Source organism: Streptomyces griseoruber (assembly GCF_001514205.1).
GTDB lineage: Bacteria > Actinomycetota > Actinomycetes > Streptomycetales > Streptomycetaceae > Streptomyces > Streptomyces griseoruber.
Genome location: NZ_KQ948763.1, coordinates 853,224 through 868,184, shown reverse-complemented (window position 1 = coordinate 868,184; position 14,961 = coordinate 853,224). Strand labels below are relative to the sequence as shown.

Genomic DNA, 14,961 nt, shown 5'->3' with positions numbered 1-14,961 from the left:
AGCGTGCGCTCAGCCCTGCTCAGCCGAGGCCGACGCCGGGGCGGGTTGAGCCAGCCCCGCCGTCCACTTCTCCTCGATCCGGCCGACCTTCCACACAAGCAGGGCCACGGCCCAGGTCGCGAAGAACAGCCCGACGATGACGTAACCGATGATGTTGAGATCCAGGCCGGAGACCCAGTCCCAGAAGGGGCCGTGCAGGTCGGCCTTCTCGGCGACCAGGCCCAGCAGTTCGACCGTGCCGATGATGAGGGCGACGGCGACGGACAGGCCGGTGATGGTGAGGTTGTAGTAGACCTTGCGGACCGGCTTGGAGAAGGCCCAGCCGTAGGCAAAGTTCATGAACGAGCCATCGATGGTGTCCAGAAGCGACATGCCGGCCGCGAACAGGATCGGCAGGCACAGGATCGCGTACCAGGGCAGCCCGGAGGCCGCGCCCGAACCGGCGAGGACGAGCAGCGCGATCTCGGTCGCGGTGTCGAAGCCGAGGCCGAAGAGCAGGCCCAGGGGGTACATCTGCCACGGCTTGGTGATCGACTTCATCAGACGGCCGAGGATGCGGTTCATGAAGCCGCGGTTGTTCAGCTGTTCCTCCAGGGCGGCCTCGTCGAAGCGGCCGGTGCGCATCTCCTTGAAGACCTTCCAGATGCCTACCATGATCACCAGGTTGATGATCGCAATGACGTAGAGGAAGGTCCCGGAGACGGTCGTCCCGATCCAGCCGGTGACGCTGTGGAGGGTGGAGTCGTCGTTCTCGACCGGTCCTGCCAGCGCCTTGACACCGAGGGAGAGCAGGAAGGCGAGCGCGAAGACGATCGACGAGTGGCCCAGGGAGAACCAGAAGCCGACGGACAGCGGGCGCTGGCCCTCGCTCATCAGCTTCCGGGTGGTGTTGTCGATGGCGGCGATGTGGTCGGCGTCGAACGCGTGCCGCATGCCGAGCGTGTAGGCGGTGACGCCGATGCCGATGCCGAAGGTCTTGGTGCCGAGGCTGTAGTGCTCGGGGGCGACGATCACGACGAGCGTGAACCAGCCGATGACGTGCAGCGCCAGGATGAAGGCGGCCATCCCGCCGACGCTCGCCCACTCCTTTCGGGTCATGGAGGTACGCAGGCGCTGCCGGACGGAATCGGGAGCGGTGGTCATGGGGACGTGGGCCTTACTTCTCGGCGAGCGGCTGTTTTCAGCCGCGCCTTCAAGGTTTCTGCGCATTGGTTGCAGGTACAAGCTGCATGCGGCAAAGCCCGCGTCAGGATTCAGCCAGCGACCGGGAAAATGCACAGGTCACTGATCCACCGTGCCGCCGACTCCGGATCACCCACTGCCGGAACGCCATCGGGCACCGGGGGCCGCCGGACCACGACCACAGGCAGCCCGGACGGTGGCACGGGACCAGGCCCTCGCCGTGCTGCGGGGCGCGCCGGTCGCGGTCGACCTGGTCCGCATCGACCGGGCGGGGACAGTGGTGGGGCGCAGCACAGCGGCAGGGCCGCTCAGCGGACGGTGAACCACAACTCCGGGCGTTCCCACGTGACCTTCGGCGGCACCGGACCGACCGTCCCCACGCGCTCGGCGCCCATGCGGCGGTAGAAGTCCTCCGCCGGCGGATGGGACACCACACGCACTCCGGTCAGGCCGGCCGCGCGGGCCTGACCGAGCACGTGCTCCACGAGGAGCCGCCCGACGCCCCTGCCCTGGAGATCGTCCGCGACGAACGCCAGGTCCAGCTCCGGCGGTTCCAGGATCAGTGAGTAGAAGCCGAGCAGGCGCCCGTCCGGGTCCTCGGCGAGGAACACCGAGTGGCGTGCAAGGTAGTCCGGGCCGACCCGGTAGCCGGAGATGATCGAGGCGTACGCGCCCTGGTAGGCACCGGACGCCTGGACCATGTCGGTGAGCCGGTCGGCGTCCTCCGCGACGGCCCTTCTGATCAGTGTGTCAGCAGACATGCCTCTCCCGCTTCGCCGTGTACAGGTGTCTGTCCCGGAACTTCTCCGCCCCCAGCGTCCGCCCCACCATGATCACCGCGGTCCGCAGGACCCCGGCCCCCTTCGCCTTCCCGGCGATCTCGTCGAGCGTGTTTCCGTGCTCGGGTACACAACACGGCCCGCTTATTGCACACTATTCGCAATAACATTGACTATGCAGGAAGAGGTGGAGGCGTGAGCTCACCGATCGTGCTCGGGATCGAGTCGTCCTGCGACGAGACCGGCGCGGGCCTGGTCCGGGACGGGCGGCTGCTCGGCCACGCGCTGGCGTCGAGCATGGACGAGCACGCCCGTTACGGCGGTGTCGTGCCCGAGATCGCCTCCCGGGCCCACCTCCAGGCCCTGCGGCCGGTGGTCCGGCAGGCGCTGGAGGAGGCCGGGCGACGGCTGTCCGACATCGGCGCCGTCGCCGTGACCACCGGGCCCGGACTGTCGGGCGCGCTCCAGGTGGGCCTGGCGGGGGCGAAGGGCCTCGCCTACGCCCTGGGGGTCCCGCTGTACGGCGTCCACCACCTCGCGGGGCACGTCGCCGCCGACACCCTGGAGCACGGGCCGCTGCCGGACCCGTGCATGGTGCTGATCGTCTCCGGCGGCCACACCTCGCTCCTCCTCGTCCGCGACATGGTCCGGGATCCGATAGTCCACCTCGGCGACACCCTCGACGACGCCGCTGGGGAGTGCTTCGACAAGGTCGCGCGGGTCTTCGGGCTGCCGTATCCCGGGGGCCCGGCCATCGACCGGGTGGCGCGGGCCGGAGATCCGGGCGCCGTCGCCTTCCCCCGCCCGCTGCCGGGGTCGTACGACTTCTCCTTCTCGGGGCTGAAGACCGCCGCCGCGCGCTGGGCCGAGGGTCACGCGGGCCGTGAGCTGCCGGTGGCGGACGGGGCGGCCTCGCTCCAGGAGGCGGTGGCCGACGTACTGACCCGCAAAGCGGTCGCGGCCTGCGCCGAGCACGGCGTAGGGACGCTGGTCGTGGTCGGCGGGGTCGCCGCCAACTCGCGGGTGCGGCGGCTGGCCGAGGAGCGGTGCCGGGCGGCCGGGATCGAACTGCGCGTGCCGCCACTGAAGTTGTGCACGGACAACGGCGCGATGATCGCCGCCGTGGGCGACCTGTTGGTCCGCGCCGGGGCGGAGCCGGCGCCGCTGGACGTGTCCATCGACCCGTCGGCGCCGCTGGAGTGCGCCTCCCTCAACCCCGTCTCGACGGCCGGGGCGGTGGCGGCCTGATGGACATCCCGGACAGCCCCGTCAGCCCGGCAATTCCCGCCGTCCCCGCCGTCCCCGCCGTCCCCGCCGTCCCCGCCGTCCGCGTCTTCAGAGACGGCGACCTGCTCGCCCACACCACTGCCCTGCGCTCCGTGTACGCCGACGCCTTCTGCGCGCCGCCCTGGAACGAGGACGAGGAGAAGGCCGTCGAGTTCGGGGAGCGGCTTCCGGTGAACGTGCGGCGCCCCGGTTTCATCGCGGTGCTCGCCTTCGCCGGATCCGACCTGCTCGGCTTCGCGACGGCCTGGACCACGCCGGCCCCCTTCCCCACCGACCGCTGCTATCCGCAGGCTGCTGCGGGGCTGGGTCCCGAGCGCACCGCCGCATGGCTGTGCGGGGCCCGGGAGATCGACGAACTCGCCGTCCTCCCCGGGGCCCGCGGCACCGGTCTCGCGGGCGAGTTGCTGGCCGCGGTCACCGAGGACGCCCCCGACGGCCGCTCCTGGCTGCTGACTTCGGTGCGGTCGACGCGGGCGATGTCCTTCTACCGGGGCCGCGGCTGGGCCCAGGCCACCCACCCCTCCCCCGACGGCGAGGGAATCGTGGTCTTCCTGGGCCCCCGCCACCCCGCCCGCGCCCTCGCACCACAACCCCTGTGAGGCCGATCGGGGGAACACGGACCGTGCCCACTCACAGGCGCGGGCAGCAGGGGAAGAAAGGACGTCCTCGCGATCGGGAGGCACAGACTGCGACGGCTGCGCGCCGAGCACGACATCGAGATCCAGCCCGTCGGACAGAACGCCCCCTCCGGGCGGCACGCGCGCGTGCGGCGCAACGATGGGTCGGCCACTGAGCGCGTCCAGGTCACGGACATGGCGGTGTCGCTGGGTTGGTAGCGCCGTTGAACATCGAACTCGGCGCACAGGTGACCAGTCGCAGCCCCGCCTGGTCGATGTTCTCGTAGACCTCCAGGGTCGGGAACTCGGCCTTCTCGTACTCCTCGACCCGCTCCACCGTGAACGTGGCGGTCCTTCCGTCCTCGCGTTCCACCTCAACCGTGTCCACAGCCTTCACCGTCTTCAGCTTCTTGAAGACCGCGTCCGCGTCGTTCCAGGTGACGTGTCCGGCGATCACGGCGGGCCCCTCGGAGCCGCGAGTGGGTCCGGGTTCGTACCAGCCCCGCCAGATCGGGGTCCTTGGGGGTCGTCATGGCCCTGTTCTGTCCGAGCGTCTCCAGCGTGCTGGAGACGCCGATGGAGGGGATGGAGACGCGCTACGGCACGGACCTCTCCAGCGCGGCGACGGCCTGTCCCGTCGCGGGCTTCTCGGTGCCCAACGCACCCAGGCTCACGCTCTGTCCGGGGGAGGTCTGCCGACCCGATGTGTCCTGGCCTCCGCAGACGATGATCAGCAGGGCCGCGGCAGCAGCGGCGACCAAGGCCGTCGCCGCGCGCCCGCTCTTGACCGTCGTACGCACGGTATCCAGCTAGGCGAAGGGACTTACCGGTATGACCTCTGGGGCGGCCGCCTCCCGCCTCCTCACTGCCGGAGTTACGCAGTTCCCAGAACATCAGCGCCACGGCGGGAGGGAGTAGCGTCCAGCCGCATTCAATTGGGAGCCGACCCGATAGGCATCGGACAATGGAATGTATGCGGTGACGGCGAGCAGCCAGGCCAGAGCCGTGCAGGCGGCGCTTACCGCGGAGGCCAAGAGCAGGGCGAGGGGGAGCAGGCGGCGTACCCGGGCCAAGTTGACCATGTTGGGGCTAATCAGCCCTTGTCGTTCTGTCCCTGTCCTTCCGGCATCAACTCGGTCTCAATGAGGCCTGACAGGATCGCGCCGAAGGGATGAAGGACGATCGCGCCAGCTCAAGGAAGGCGGTCCGCACCCTCGGACCGGTGTGTACGCTGGCCTTGCAGCTGGTTCGCCCTGCCCGCCAGGCAGGCGCGTCGCAAGAGGGAACCCGGTGGGAATCCGGGACTGCCCCGCAGCGGTGAGCGGGAACGACCGCCGTCATAAAGCACTGGGTCCGACGTACCGGGCCCGGGAAGCGACGGCCAGTAGGTGTCCTCCGAGGAGGGCGTGCCCGCGAGTCCGAAGACCTGCCAACTGCCCGCGTGCGGACCGTTCCGTGCGCGGACATCCCGGTGACCTCGAGGGCGGGTCGGCGTACACACCAGACGGAGCGACCGTGCCCATGCCGCGCGGGGTCGTGGCCGTCCGGTTCGTCGTTCCCTTCGCGCTCTCGTCCCGTCCCCGGGATCTCAGGGATTCATCTCGCGAAGGAGATCTCCGTGACAGCAAAGTCCGCAGCCGCGGCAGCACGGGCCACCGTGTACGGCTACCCCCGCCAGGGCCAGAACCGGGAACTGAAGAAGGCCATCGAGGGCTACTGGAAGGGCCGCGTCACCGCCGACGCCCTCCACGCAACCGCCGCCGAGCTCCGCCGGAGCAACTGGCAGCAGCTCGCCGAGGCCGGCATCCACGAGGTGCCCACCGGTGACTTCTCGTACTACGACCACGTCCTCGACACCACCGTGATGGTCGGCGCGATTCCCGACCGGCACCGCGCCGCCGTGGACGCCGACGCTACGGACGGTTACTTCGCGATGGCCCGCGGGACCCAGGAGGTCGCTCCACTGGAGATGACCAAGTGGTTCGACACCAACTACCACTACCTGGTCCCCGAGCTGGGCCCGGACACCGTCTTCACGGCCGACCCCGCCAAGCAGGTCTCCGAGCTGAAGGAGGCCCTGTCCCAGGGCCTGACCGCCCGGCCCGTACTGGTCGGATCTGTCACGTACCTCCTGCTCGCCAAGCCCGCGCCCGGCGTGGCCGCGGACTTCGAGCCGCTCACCCTCCTGGACCGGCTGCTCCCTGTGTACGCCGAATTGCTCGCCGACCTGCGCGCCGCCGGTGCCGAGTGGGTGCAGCTGGACGAGGCCGCCCTCGTCCAGGACCGCACCCCGGCCGAACTGAACGCCGCGACACGCGCCTACCGCGATCTCGGCGCCCTGACCGACCGGCCGAAGCTGCTGGTGGCCTCGTACTTCGACCGGATCGGCGACGCCCTGCCGGTGCTGGCGAAGGCGCCGGTCGAGGGTCTCGCGCTGGACTTCACCGAGGCGGCCGCCGCCAACCTGGACGCCCTGGCGGCGGTGGGCGGCCTGCCCGGCAAGCGCCTGGTCGCCGGTGTGGTCAACGGCCGCAACATCTGGATCAACGACCTTCATAAGTCCCTGTCCACCCTCGGCACCCTCCTCGGGCTCGCTGACCGCGTCGACGTGGCCGCCTCCTGCTCCCTTCTGCACGTGCCGCTGGACGCCGCCGCCGAGAAGGACATCGACCCGCAGATCCTGCGCTGGCTGGCCTTCGCGAAGCAGAAGACCAGCGAGATCGTCACCCTCGCCAGGGGCCTCACCCAGGGCACCGACGCGATCACGGCGGAACTGGCCGCCAACCGCGCCGACCTGGCCTCCCGGGCGAGTTCACCGATCACCCACGACCCTGCCGTCCGCGCACGGGCGGCGACGATCACCGCGTACGACAGCCGCCGATCCCACCCGTACCGGGGGCGTGCCGCCGCCCAACGCGCCCATCTGCAGCTGCCGTTGCTACCCACGACCACCATCGGCTCGTTCCCGCAGACCGGCGAACTGCGCACCGCCCGTGCCGACCTGCGTGCCGGGCGGATCGACACGGCCGGCTATGAGGAGCGCATCCGGGCGGAGATCGGCGAAGTGATCTCCTTTCAGGAGAAGGCGGGCCTGGACGTCCTGGTGCACGGCGAGCCAGAACGCAACGACATGGTCCAGTACTTCGCCGAGCAGCTCACCGGCTACCTCGCCACCCAGCACGGCTGGGTGCAGTCCTACGGCACCCGCTACGTACGCCCGCCGATCCTGGCCGGCGACATCTCTCGTCCCGAAGCGATGACGGTGCGCTGGACGACGTATGCCCAGTCCCTCACCCCGAAGCCGGTCAAGGGCATGCTCACCGGCCCGGTCACCATGCTCGCCTGGTCCTTCGTCCGCGACGACCAGCCCCTCGGCGACACCGCCCGCCAGGTCGCCCTCGCCCTGCGCGACGAGGTCAACGACCTTGAGGCGGCCGGGACTTCAGTCATCCAGGTGGACGAGCCCGCACTGCGCGAGACGCTCCCCCTCCGGGCCGCCGACCGTCCGGCGTATCTCATGTGGGCCACGGAGGCGTTCCGGCTCACCACCGGCGGCGTACGACCGGACACCCAGATCCACACCCATATGTGCTACGCCGAGTTCGGTGACATCGTCCAGGCCATCGACGACCTCGACGCCGACGTCATCAGCCTGGAGGCCGCCCGCTCTCACATGCAGGTCGCCCGCGAACTCGCCGCGCACGGCTACCCGCGCGAGGCGGGGCCGGGCGTGTACGACATCCACTCCCCGCGCGTACCGAGCGCGGTGGAGGCAGCAGCCCTTCTGCGAGCGGGGCTTGAAGCGATTCCCGCCGAACGTCTCTGGGTCAACCCCGACTGCGGGCTGAAGACCCGCGGCTGGCCCGAGACCCGGGCTTCCCTGGAGAACCTGGTCGCCGCGGCACGCACGGTGAGGAGTGAGCTGCCCGCCTCTTGACGGCAGCGACGGCCGAGGCGGAGTGCTTGAGCTCCGGCCCCGGCCGTTCGCCGGACTCGGCAGGAGAACCCGCTGCTACGGACGGTAGCGTGCGCGTGCTCGGGCAGTGCCCCGGGCAGCGAAGACTTGCACCCCACGATTCCCCGACGGCAGGAGCGACCGCGTGACCAGCCGCGTCACCTTCATCTCGCCCGCGACGAACCCGTCGCTGCGCCAGGCCCGCTTCGACGACAGCCGGACCCCGCTCGACGACGCGGGCAGGGCGCAGGCCCGGGCGGCGGCCGGCACGCTGCGTCCGGCCGACCGGGTCGTCTCCTCGCCCGGCGTGCGCTGCCAGGAAACGGCCGCGGCACTCGGACTCGCCGATGCCGAACCGGTGGCCGAACTCGCCGGCCCCAGGTGGGCCGATGGCAGGGCCGCACGCTCGACGAGGTCGGCGCGGCCGAGCCGGATGCAGTGGCGCAGTGGCTGGCAGACCCGGCCTCAGCCCCCCACGACGGGGAGTCGGTGCAGGACCTGTGTCAGCGCATCGGACGCTGGCTGGACAACATGGGGGAGGTGGACGGTCGTACGGTCGCCGTGGTGGAGCCGGATGTCGTGCGCGCGGTGGTGGTGCGGGTGCTGGGAGCGCCGGTGGCGGCGTTCTGGCGTGCCGACGTGGCGCCGCTGACCGCGACGGAGATCAGCGGACGGTCCGGACGCTGGAACCTGCGCATGGGGCACCCGCTCGGTCCGCACGCCATCGGCAGCTGAATCGCCGCTCATGTGGCCGAGTTGCGGTGACGGCGCAGCAGTGCGGCGATCGCGCACCGCAGGCAGTCGGCGTCCTCCCGCTCAGCCGCACGGCCGGTGCGGCACGCGGTGGTGCAGCCCGGCGGTGAGAGCTCGGCCACCGTGCCGCCGTCCTCGGGAACGGCGATCAGGCGCTCCAGATCGCGCAGGAGTTGCTCCGTCCGCTTGGCCTGCTCGGCGAGCACCCTGACCCGGGCGCTCTGGCCACCGATCTGGCGGCGGCTCGCGATCAGTTGCTCGTACTCCTCCAGGGGCAGGGCGACCGCCTCACGGCCGCCGAGGGTGATGTGGCGGGGCTGGGGGCGTCTGGGCACGTAGGTCCTCCGCTGCTCGCCTCGGTCGTCCCCGTCCTGTCGGCAGGAGCGGGCAGACGGGCCAGGTCGGTCGGTCGTTGCGTCATACCGGGTCCGGGTCGGGTGTCGGAAGAACGCGAGAGGGCCCCCGGATGGTTCCGTGGGCCCTCGAACGTGTGGCGGCTCCTGTTAGTTGGGGGCGGCCACCGGGTGGCGCGCGGTGGCGGCCGTGGCGGGCTTGGGGTTCAGCAGCCGCTGGGCCAACTCGCCGAAGACCAGCCCGAACCCGGTCCACAGGGTGAGCTGGATGGCCAGCGCGGAGAGGCGGAAGCGCCACAGCACGGTGGCCGGGAACTCCTGGGGCACCTCGTTGATGACCGGCAGGAACGCGAATGCGAGCCCGATCACGACCGCGAAGGCGGCCACCGCGGCCACGGTCGCCCACCAGGTGCCCAGGCTGGGCGCCAGGCGCTTGCCGAGGATGGTCGCGGCGATCGCGAGGAGCACGCTGAGCAGCATCATCAAGAAGTACAGGGTGGTGCGCCTGCCGATGGTGTCGGGGTTGCCGACGGACGGCGGGTTGGCCGGGTACTTCAGGAACGGCACGACGTAGACGGCGAGCAGGGCGCAGCCGGACAGCAGCAGCGCAGTCGCCCGGGGACTGAAGCGGCCCACGCGGCCGAGTGCGAAGGCGTAGGCGAGGGCGGCGATGCCGCCGAAGGCAACCCCGTAGACGAGGACGCCGGTGGCCAGACCGGCGGTCGACTGAAGGGAGCGGGAGACGACTTCCATCTCGTGCTCGTGGGAGTGCGCCTCCTCGAAAGCGATCGCCTTGTCGACGTACGGCTCGCCGAGCAGGTAGGCCACGACCAGGGCGAGCACACCGGCCGCGAGGCCGGCGAGCATGCCGCGGACGAGCAGGTTTCTTACCGTTGCGGAGTTCATGGGATGGCCGGTTTCCCTTGCGTCAGTGGCAGGGGAAACCGAGCAGGTGGCGGGCGTCGTGCACCCACTCGTGGACGTCCGTGCCGTTGAACACGGAGGTGGCGCCCTGCTCGGAGCCGACGAAGTACAGCAGGACCAGCATCAGGATGCCGAAGAAGACCGCCCACGGAGCGATCGCGCCGATCGGCAGCTTGGCGGGAAGAGCGGGAGTGGTGGCAGTCGGCGGGGCGACATGCTGCGCCATGGCAGGGCCTCCTCTGGGAGTTCGCGTCCCATCTCGGTGGTGCACATGACGACGGCTACGGGTCTGACTCGCCGCCACCCCTCGCGGGTCGGCGGCACACAGTGGCGCGACCGTGCCGGATTCCCACCGGCTTCCGTCCTGCCGTCGTCGATATCCACCAGACCGTACCGCGTGTCACGAACATGACCAATACCGCGTCCTGCGGACAGATACCGGAGTCAAGAATCGAGGCCGGCCTCCGCCGCAACGCCCGCGACTCTCACTGACCCCTCCCACTCCTCGGCCTCGGACGATCACGAACGGGACGCCATGCGGCTGGGCCGACCCTAAGTACGCAGGCAGCCCTCGCCTTGCACGCCTCGAGGAAGCCGTGAGGCCCTGGGAGTGACTCCCTGGTGCGACCTGGGGCCGTTTTCAGTACGGGCCGTTTCTCTAGCACACCGACCGGCCACGTCGGCCATAACTCGAGCAGGCAAAAGTGGACGGATCGGCGCCGGAGCGAGTCCCTCCGGTTTCCTCGCGTCCAGCCAGCGTCCAGAATCGAGCGCGCAACCAGCCACAGGAGCCATTTACCGCAAGCCTCAACAGCTACGAGCCGGAGCGTCCATGCAGGTCAGGGGGCATTCGCGCTACAGGCGCCGACACCGAGGCCAAACTCGCGCGCAGCGGATTCTTTCCGTTCAGGCGAAGTTGACGATCCAACAGGACAAATTGAACGTTTCCGCAGGTCAGAAGCCTGCACAAGTGGGGCGGGTGGGACTCGAACCCACGGCCGACGGATTATGAGTCCGCTGCTCTGCTCCACAGCGAGATTCGCTCCTTCAACACCCCCGGTCGCCAACATCCGGCGGGCCACCCCAGGACCAAGCATCCCGGCGCTACGCCGCCCACCGAGCCCCCGCCACTCGGCAGCAGGGTGCGTTGAAAAGCCTGCCGTCCATCCTGGGCTCCCAGGATGGTCTGAGGCGCGCGCCCGAGTCCAAGATCCGGGCCATTCCCGGACTGATGCGTCCTCCGCCGACGGCAGCAGCCCCGTTTCCACAGGTCAGTGCGGGTACCGCACGTGCACAACCATGAGACCAAGAATCTGCTCGGGGGCGCCCCTCAAGGCCACAGCCTCAGCAATCGGTCTCGCACTGCCTGCCATCACGCCCTCTCACCCCGCTCCTGACCCCATGGCCTGTCAACGCGGAAACGATCAAGGTTGATCTGCGGCGACACAACTTCTGCCGGTGTACCACCAGCTTGCGGCGCAATAGTCAACACAAAATGCTCAGAGCTGCTATGTCTCGCAAAGCGGGAGTGTAAAGCTCGACACAATCATCGACGGAAACGCCCAGCAAGGTCGTCGGCTCAGCGCGCTCCTCATGTCGCTCCCACAGACGATCACGCGCCCTGAACAGGCAATTTCCCCTGCCCCTTCCGTAAGACGGAAGAGGTATTGCGCCCCCGCGACGCCCTTCCGGACGATGGCGCCACCACCCAACGACGGGAGCCGCATCCATGCCGCACACGACCGCCTTCGCCAGGAACCAGTGGTACGTCGCCGCCTACAGCCACGAGGTCGGGCGCGAGGAACTGCTCGGCCGGACCGTCCTCGGCGAGCCCCTCGTGTTCTACCGGACGGAGGAGGAGGGGACCCCGGTCGCGCTGGCCGACCGCTGTGTGCACCGCCGTTTCCCGCTGCACGAGAAGCCCAGCCGGCTCGACGGCGACCGACTGGTGTGCGGCTACCACGGCTTCACGTACGACACGAGCGGCACCTGTGTGTACGTGCCGGGCCAGAAACGCATCCCGCGCACGGCCCGCGTCGCGTCGTACCCGGTCGTCGAGCAGGACGCCCTGGTGTGGGTGTGGATAGGCGACCCGGCGCTGGCCGACCCGCTGACGATCCCGCGCGCCCGGCACCTCGACTCCCCCGGCTGGACCACCGTGCGCGGCATGGAGCCCATCGACGCCGACTACGGGCTGCTCGTCGACAACCTGCTCGACCTCTCGCACGAGACGTATCTGCACGGCGGCTACATCGGCACCCCCGAGGTCGCCGAGACGCCGATCACCACCGAGGTCGACGAGGGCGCGGGCGTCGTCCGGGTCAGCCGGCACATGGCCGACGCCGAGTGCCCGCCGTTCTACGCCCGTTCGACCGGTATCGAGGGCCGGATCACCCGCTGGCAGGACATCGAGTACCACGCCCCCTGTCTGTACCTGCTGCACAGCAGGATCGCGCCGGTGGGCGTGCTGCCGGAGGCCGACGGCAGCGATCCGAACGGCTTCCACACCGAGATCACGTACGCCATCACCCCGTCCACCGACGGCAAGGTGTACGACTTCTGGATGGTCTCGCGGGACTGGGCGACGGACGACGACGAGGTCACCGAGTTCCTGCGGAGCAACAACCACACCGTGGTCATGCAGGACGTCGACGCGCTCAACCTCCTCCAGCGGACGCTGGGTTCGGAGCGGGCCGGCTACCAGGAGCTGAGCATCAACATCGACACCGGCGGTCTGGCGGCCCGCCGGATCCTCGCCCGGCTGGTCGAGGAGGGCGACAAGCCGGTGGAGAGGGTCCTGTGAGCAACAGCCCCACCGGCGAGATCTACCGCATCGACTGGCTTCCGGGCACCGATGTGCTGCACGGCACCTGTCACTGCGGCGCCGAGCACTCCGCCCAGGACCCGGTCGAGATGTGGGAGTGGATGCTCGGCCACCCCGAAGGACACGAGCCGCGAGGAAGCGCTTCATGAGTGACGTGTACGAGGCCGAACTCGTCGTCGAGCGACGGGAGCCGGCCGCCGACGGCGTGCTCGCCCTCACCCTGCGCCACCCGCTGGGCGAGCCGCTCCCGGCCTGGGAGCCGGGCGCTCATGTCGATGTCCTCCTCGGGCCGGATCTGGAACGTCAGTACTCGCTGTGCGGCGACCCCTCGGACCGTTCCGCCTGGCGGATCGGCGTACTGCGCGAACCCGACGGGCGCGGCGGATCGGCCTATGTGCACGAGCAGTTGAGGCAGGGCGCAAAGGTCCGAGTGCGCGGCCCTCGCAACCACTTCGCCCTGCATCCCGCTCCGCGCTACCGCTTCGTCGCGGGCGGCATCGGCATCACCCCGCTCCTGCCGATGCTGGCGGCGGCCGAGGCCGCCGGCGCCGAGTGGACCCTGCTCTACGGCGGCCGCAGCCGCGACTCCATGGCGTTCACCGAGGAGCTGGCCCGGTACGGCGACCGGGTGACCGTCGCCCCGCAGGACGAGACCGGGCTGCTCGACCTCGGCCCGGTGCTCGACGCGCTGCCCGGGGGAACACTGGTCTACTGCTGCGGTCCCGGGCCGCTCCTCGACGCGGTGGAGGAGCGCTGCCCGGCCGGGGCCCTGCACATCGAGCGGTTCCAGCCCAGGCAGCAACAGACGGACGAGGACGCCGAGTTCGAGGTGGAGCTGGCACAGAGCGGCCGGACACTGACCGTCGCGCCCGGCGTCTCCGTCCTCGACACCGTGCGCGCCGCCGGCATCGAGGTGCTGTACTCCTGCTCCGAGGGCACCTGCGGCACCTGCGAGACAGACGTGCTCGACGGCACGCCGGAGCACCGGGACTCCGTGCTGAGCGCCGAGGAACGGGCGGCCGGCGAGACGATGATGATCTGCGTGTCCCGGTGCAGGGGCCGGAAACTCGTCCTCGATCTCTGACCCGGGCTGGTGGCCGACGCACTGGGTTCGGTCGGGCTCGCGGACGCCGCGGGGGCGTACCCGTGGCAGCTGTCCGGTGGGATGCAGCAGCGGGTCGCGATCGCCCGGGCGCTCGCCTACGAGCCCCGGGTGCTGCTGATGGACGAGCCGTTCGCGGCGGTGGACGCCCAGACCCGCGCCGATCTGGAGGACCTCGTCCGGGGTCTGTGGCGGGAGCGCGGCATGACCGCCGTGTTCGTCACCCACGACATCGACGAGGCCGCTGGTGCCGTGCGGGAGCGTGCCGCTGGTCCTGGTGACGAGGGGCCGTGAGCGGCCCGGCCGCACGCCTCGCCGAACCGGGCGCCGTCGGCGACCTGAACGCCGACGGTGCCCGGTCAGGCCCGGGGGGCGGGGACCACGCTGAGGTGGCTCGCACTGCGCCGGGTGGCGGTACGGCGGGCTCTGCGGGGCGCGGGCGCCGGGCGGGGCTCCTGGAACACCATCGTCAACCGTGTGTATCCCATGTCCCGCAGGGCCCGCGGGGTCTCGCCGACGATACGGCACCGGGTGGCGCCCCGGCGCGGGTCGGGGTGGTGCAGCGGGCGGACCGCCCCGTCGTGCTCCACGGCGACCTCGCCGACCGCGCGGATCCAGTGCGGCAGACCCTGGCGGTAGGCGGCCTCCATGATCGGGTCCTGGGCGATCTCCCGGCGGATCGCCTGGAGCCCGGCGTCGTGCCCGTGCCGCTCCACGGCCGCCGCGAAGCAGGCCAGCATCGGCAGACACCAGCTGGCCTCGTGGTCGCCGAGGACCGAGGCCGCGTCGGGGTGGAAGAGGACGAACCGGAGGAAGTTGTCGCCCGGCTGGGCCGTCGGATGCGGGCCGACCTCACGGAAAAGTGTCTCGAAAGCGGTGTTGGCCAGGACCACGTCCCACCGGTGGTCGAGGACGACGGACGGGAAGGGGACGGCTTCCAAGTAGACGGCGTAGTCCTGGAGATACGCCTGGGCCTCGGGACTCTCGGGGACGGGCCGCGGTGCGGACCGCTGCCCTCCTGCCTGAAACGCCATCGGGAGGTCACCCCTCTTGCCGGTGCCGCCTTCACGCGGCGCCCCGATCCTGCTGCCCGGGTACGTGACGTGTCAACTATCGTGGCATTCCATGCTCATTGACGGCTGAAATTGGCCACAGTTGTGGCGAGACCTGGATGTGAGTTCGAAA

General features: G+C 70.3%; 15 protein-coding genes, 4 pseudogenes and 1 riboswitch. Of the genes and pseudogenes, 11 read left to right on the top strand and 8 right to left on the bottom strand.

Going from position 1 to position 14,961, the window contains the following annotated elements:
* Nucleotides 1-9 precede the first annotated feature (9 nt).
* On the bottom strand, nucleotides 10-1,098 hold the full coding sequence (gene nicT / locus AQJ64_RS03670) for a Nickel transporter NicT (protein ID WP_055634716.1): 1,089 nt from the start codon (nucleotides 1,096-1,098) through the stop codon (nucleotides 10-12).
* 247 nt (nucleotides 1,099-1,345) lie between these two features.
* Between nicT and AQJ64_RS47690 the strand changes: the two are divergent.
* A pseudogene (locus tag AQJ64_RS47690) lies at nucleotides 1,346-1,504 on the top strand (cobalt-precorrin-5B (C(1))-methyltransferase); the annotation flags it as partial.
* On the opposite strand, the gene AQJ64_RS03665 reads toward AQJ64_RS47690, so the two are convergent.
* The gene (locus tag AQJ64_RS03665; protein ID WP_055634712.1) at nucleotides 1,491-1,943 is read right to left on the bottom strand and encodes a GNAT family N-acetyltransferase; all 453 of its coding nucleotides are present in this window, start codon (nucleotides 1,941-1,943) and stop codon (nucleotides 1,491-1,493) included. The pseudogene AQJ64_RS47690 and the gene AQJ64_RS03665 overlap by 14 nt on opposite strands.
* Nucleotides 1,933-2,073: pseudogene (locus AQJ64_RS50495) on the bottom strand (precorrin-4 C(11)-methyltransferase); the annotation flags it as partial. The gene AQJ64_RS03665 and the pseudogene AQJ64_RS50495, both read right to left, overlap by 11 nt.
* Before the next feature lie 83 nt (nucleotides 2,074-2,156).
* On the opposite strand from AQJ64_RS50495, the gene tsaD reads away from it, so the two are divergent.
* Together tsaD and AQJ64_RS03655 are read left to right on the top strand one after the other, a co-directional pair.
* Entirely contained in the window at nucleotides 2,157-3,209 is a 1,053-nt protein-coding gene (gene tsaD / locus AQJ64_RS03660; protein WP_055634713.1) for a tRNA (adenosine(37)-N6)-threonylcarbamoyltransferase complex transferase subunit TsaD, read from the top strand.
* Complete coding sequence (locus AQJ64_RS03655) at nucleotides 3,209-3,847, top strand: GNAT family N-acetyltransferase (RefSeq protein WP_079061467.1); 639 nt, start codon at nucleotides 3,209-3,211, stop codon at nucleotides 3,845-3,847. Before tsaD ends, AQJ64_RS03655 begins: the two co-directional genes overlap by 1 nt.
* A 205-nt stretch (nucleotides 3,848-4,052) precedes the next feature.
* Here AQJ64_RS03655 and AQJ64_RS47685 read toward each other — a convergent pair whose 3' ends face one another.
* Nucleotides 4,053-4,322, bottom strand: coding sequence for a sortase domain-containing protein (locus tag AQJ64_RS47685; protein WP_055634754.1), 270 nt, complete (start codon nucleotides 4,320-4,322; stop codon nucleotides 4,053-4,055).
* A 74-nt stretch (nucleotides 4,323-4,396) separates the two neighbouring features.
* Here AQJ64_RS47685 and AQJ64_RS47680 point away from each other — a divergent pair, with 74 nt between their 5' ends.
* The 4 genes and pseudogenes from AQJ64_RS47680 to AQJ64_RS52200 all read left to right on the top strand — a co-directional run bounded on the left by AQJ64_RS47680 (nucleotide 4,397) and on the right by AQJ64_RS52200 (nucleotide 8,555).
* A complete protein-coding gene (locus AQJ64_RS47680; protein WP_055634755.1) occupies nucleotides 4,397-4,678 on the top strand; it encodes a hypothetical protein in 282 nt (93 codons plus the stop codon).
* Nucleotides 4,679-5,092: 414 nt separating this feature from the next.
* A riboswitch (cobalamin riboswitch) is annotated at nucleotides 5,093-5,313 on the top strand.
* 170 nt (nucleotides 5,314-5,483) lie between these two features.
* Nucleotides 5,484-7,802: a 5-methyltetrahydropteroyltriglutamate--homocysteine S-methyltransferase gene (metE, locus tag AQJ64_RS03640; protein ID WP_055634756.1), complete on the top strand. Its 2,319-nt coding sequence runs from the start codon at nucleotides 5,484-5,486 to the stop codon at nucleotides 7,800-7,802.
* Nucleotides 7,803-7,908: 106 nt separating this feature from the next.
* Nucleotides 7,909-8,244: pseudogene (locus tag AQJ64_RS52205) on the top strand (histidine phosphatase family protein); the annotation flags it as partial.
* 107 nt (nucleotides 8,245-8,351) lie between these two features.
* Entirely contained in the window at nucleotides 8,352-8,555 is a 204-nt protein-coding gene (locus AQJ64_RS52200) for a hypothetical protein (RefSeq protein WP_425315607.1), read from the top strand.
* A gap of 8 nt (nucleotides 8,556-8,563) precedes the next feature.
* Here AQJ64_RS52200 and AQJ64_RS44940 read toward each other — a convergent pair whose 3' ends face one another.
* From AQJ64_RS44940 to AQJ64_RS03620, 3 genes are all read right to left on the bottom strand, one after another.
* Nucleotides 8,564-8,908 carry a hypothetical protein gene (locus tag AQJ64_RS44940; RefSeq protein ID WP_063788752.1) on the bottom strand — a complete coding sequence of 115 codons (345 nt, stop codon included), beginning with the start codon at nucleotides 8,906-8,908 and terminating at the stop codon, nucleotides 8,564-8,566.
* A 168-nt stretch (nucleotides 8,909-9,076) separates the two neighbouring features.
* Nucleotides 9,077-9,832: a CbtA family protein gene (locus AQJ64_RS03625; RefSeq protein WP_055634757.1), complete on the bottom strand. Its 756-nt coding sequence runs from the start codon at nucleotides 9,830-9,832 to the stop codon at nucleotides 9,077-9,079.
* A gap of 22 nt (nucleotides 9,833-9,854) precedes the next feature.
* Nucleotides 9,855-10,076 carry a CbtB domain-containing protein gene (locus AQJ64_RS03620; protein WP_055634758.1) on the bottom strand — a complete coding sequence of 74 codons (222 nt, stop codon included), beginning with the start codon at nucleotides 10,074-10,076 and terminating at the stop codon, nucleotides 9,855-9,857.
* A 1,503-nt stretch (nucleotides 10,077-11,579) separates the two neighbouring features.
* Here AQJ64_RS03620 and AQJ64_RS03615 point away from each other — a divergent pair.
* The 4 genes and pseudogenes from AQJ64_RS03615 to AQJ64_RS03605 all read left to right on the top strand — a co-directional run.
* Entirely contained in the window at nucleotides 11,580-12,653 is a 1,074-nt protein-coding gene (locus AQJ64_RS03615; RefSeq protein WP_055634759.1) for an aromatic ring-hydroxylating oxygenase subunit alpha, read from the top strand.
* A complete protein-coding gene (locus AQJ64_RS49530; protein WP_099053990.1) occupies nucleotides 12,650-12,823 on the top strand; it encodes a hypothetical protein in 174 nt (57 codons plus the stop codon). The genes AQJ64_RS03615 and AQJ64_RS49530 overlap by 4 nt, the downstream gene beginning before the upstream one ends.
* Nucleotides 12,820-13,758 (top strand): PDR/VanB family oxidoreductase, encoded by a 939-nt coding sequence (locus AQJ64_RS03610; RefSeq protein WP_055634760.1) that lies wholly within the window; start codon nucleotides 12,820-12,822, stop codon nucleotides 13,756-13,758. The genes AQJ64_RS49530 and AQJ64_RS03610 overlap by 4 nt, the downstream gene beginning before the upstream one ends.
* 6 nt (nucleotides 13,759-13,764) lie before the next feature.
* A pseudogene (locus AQJ64_RS03605) lies at nucleotides 13,765-14,019 on the top strand (ATP-binding cassette domain-containing protein); the annotation flags it as partial.
* 116 nt (nucleotides 14,020-14,135) lie between these two features.
* Here AQJ64_RS03605 and AQJ64_RS03600 read toward each other — a convergent pair.
* The gene (locus AQJ64_RS03600) at nucleotides 14,136-14,810 is read right to left on the bottom strand and encodes an MmyB family transcriptional regulator (protein WP_055634762.1); all 675 of its coding nucleotides are present in this window, start codon (nucleotides 14,808-14,810) and stop codon (nucleotides 14,136-14,138) included.
* Between the last annotated feature and the right edge of the window lie 151 nt (nucleotides 14,811-14,961).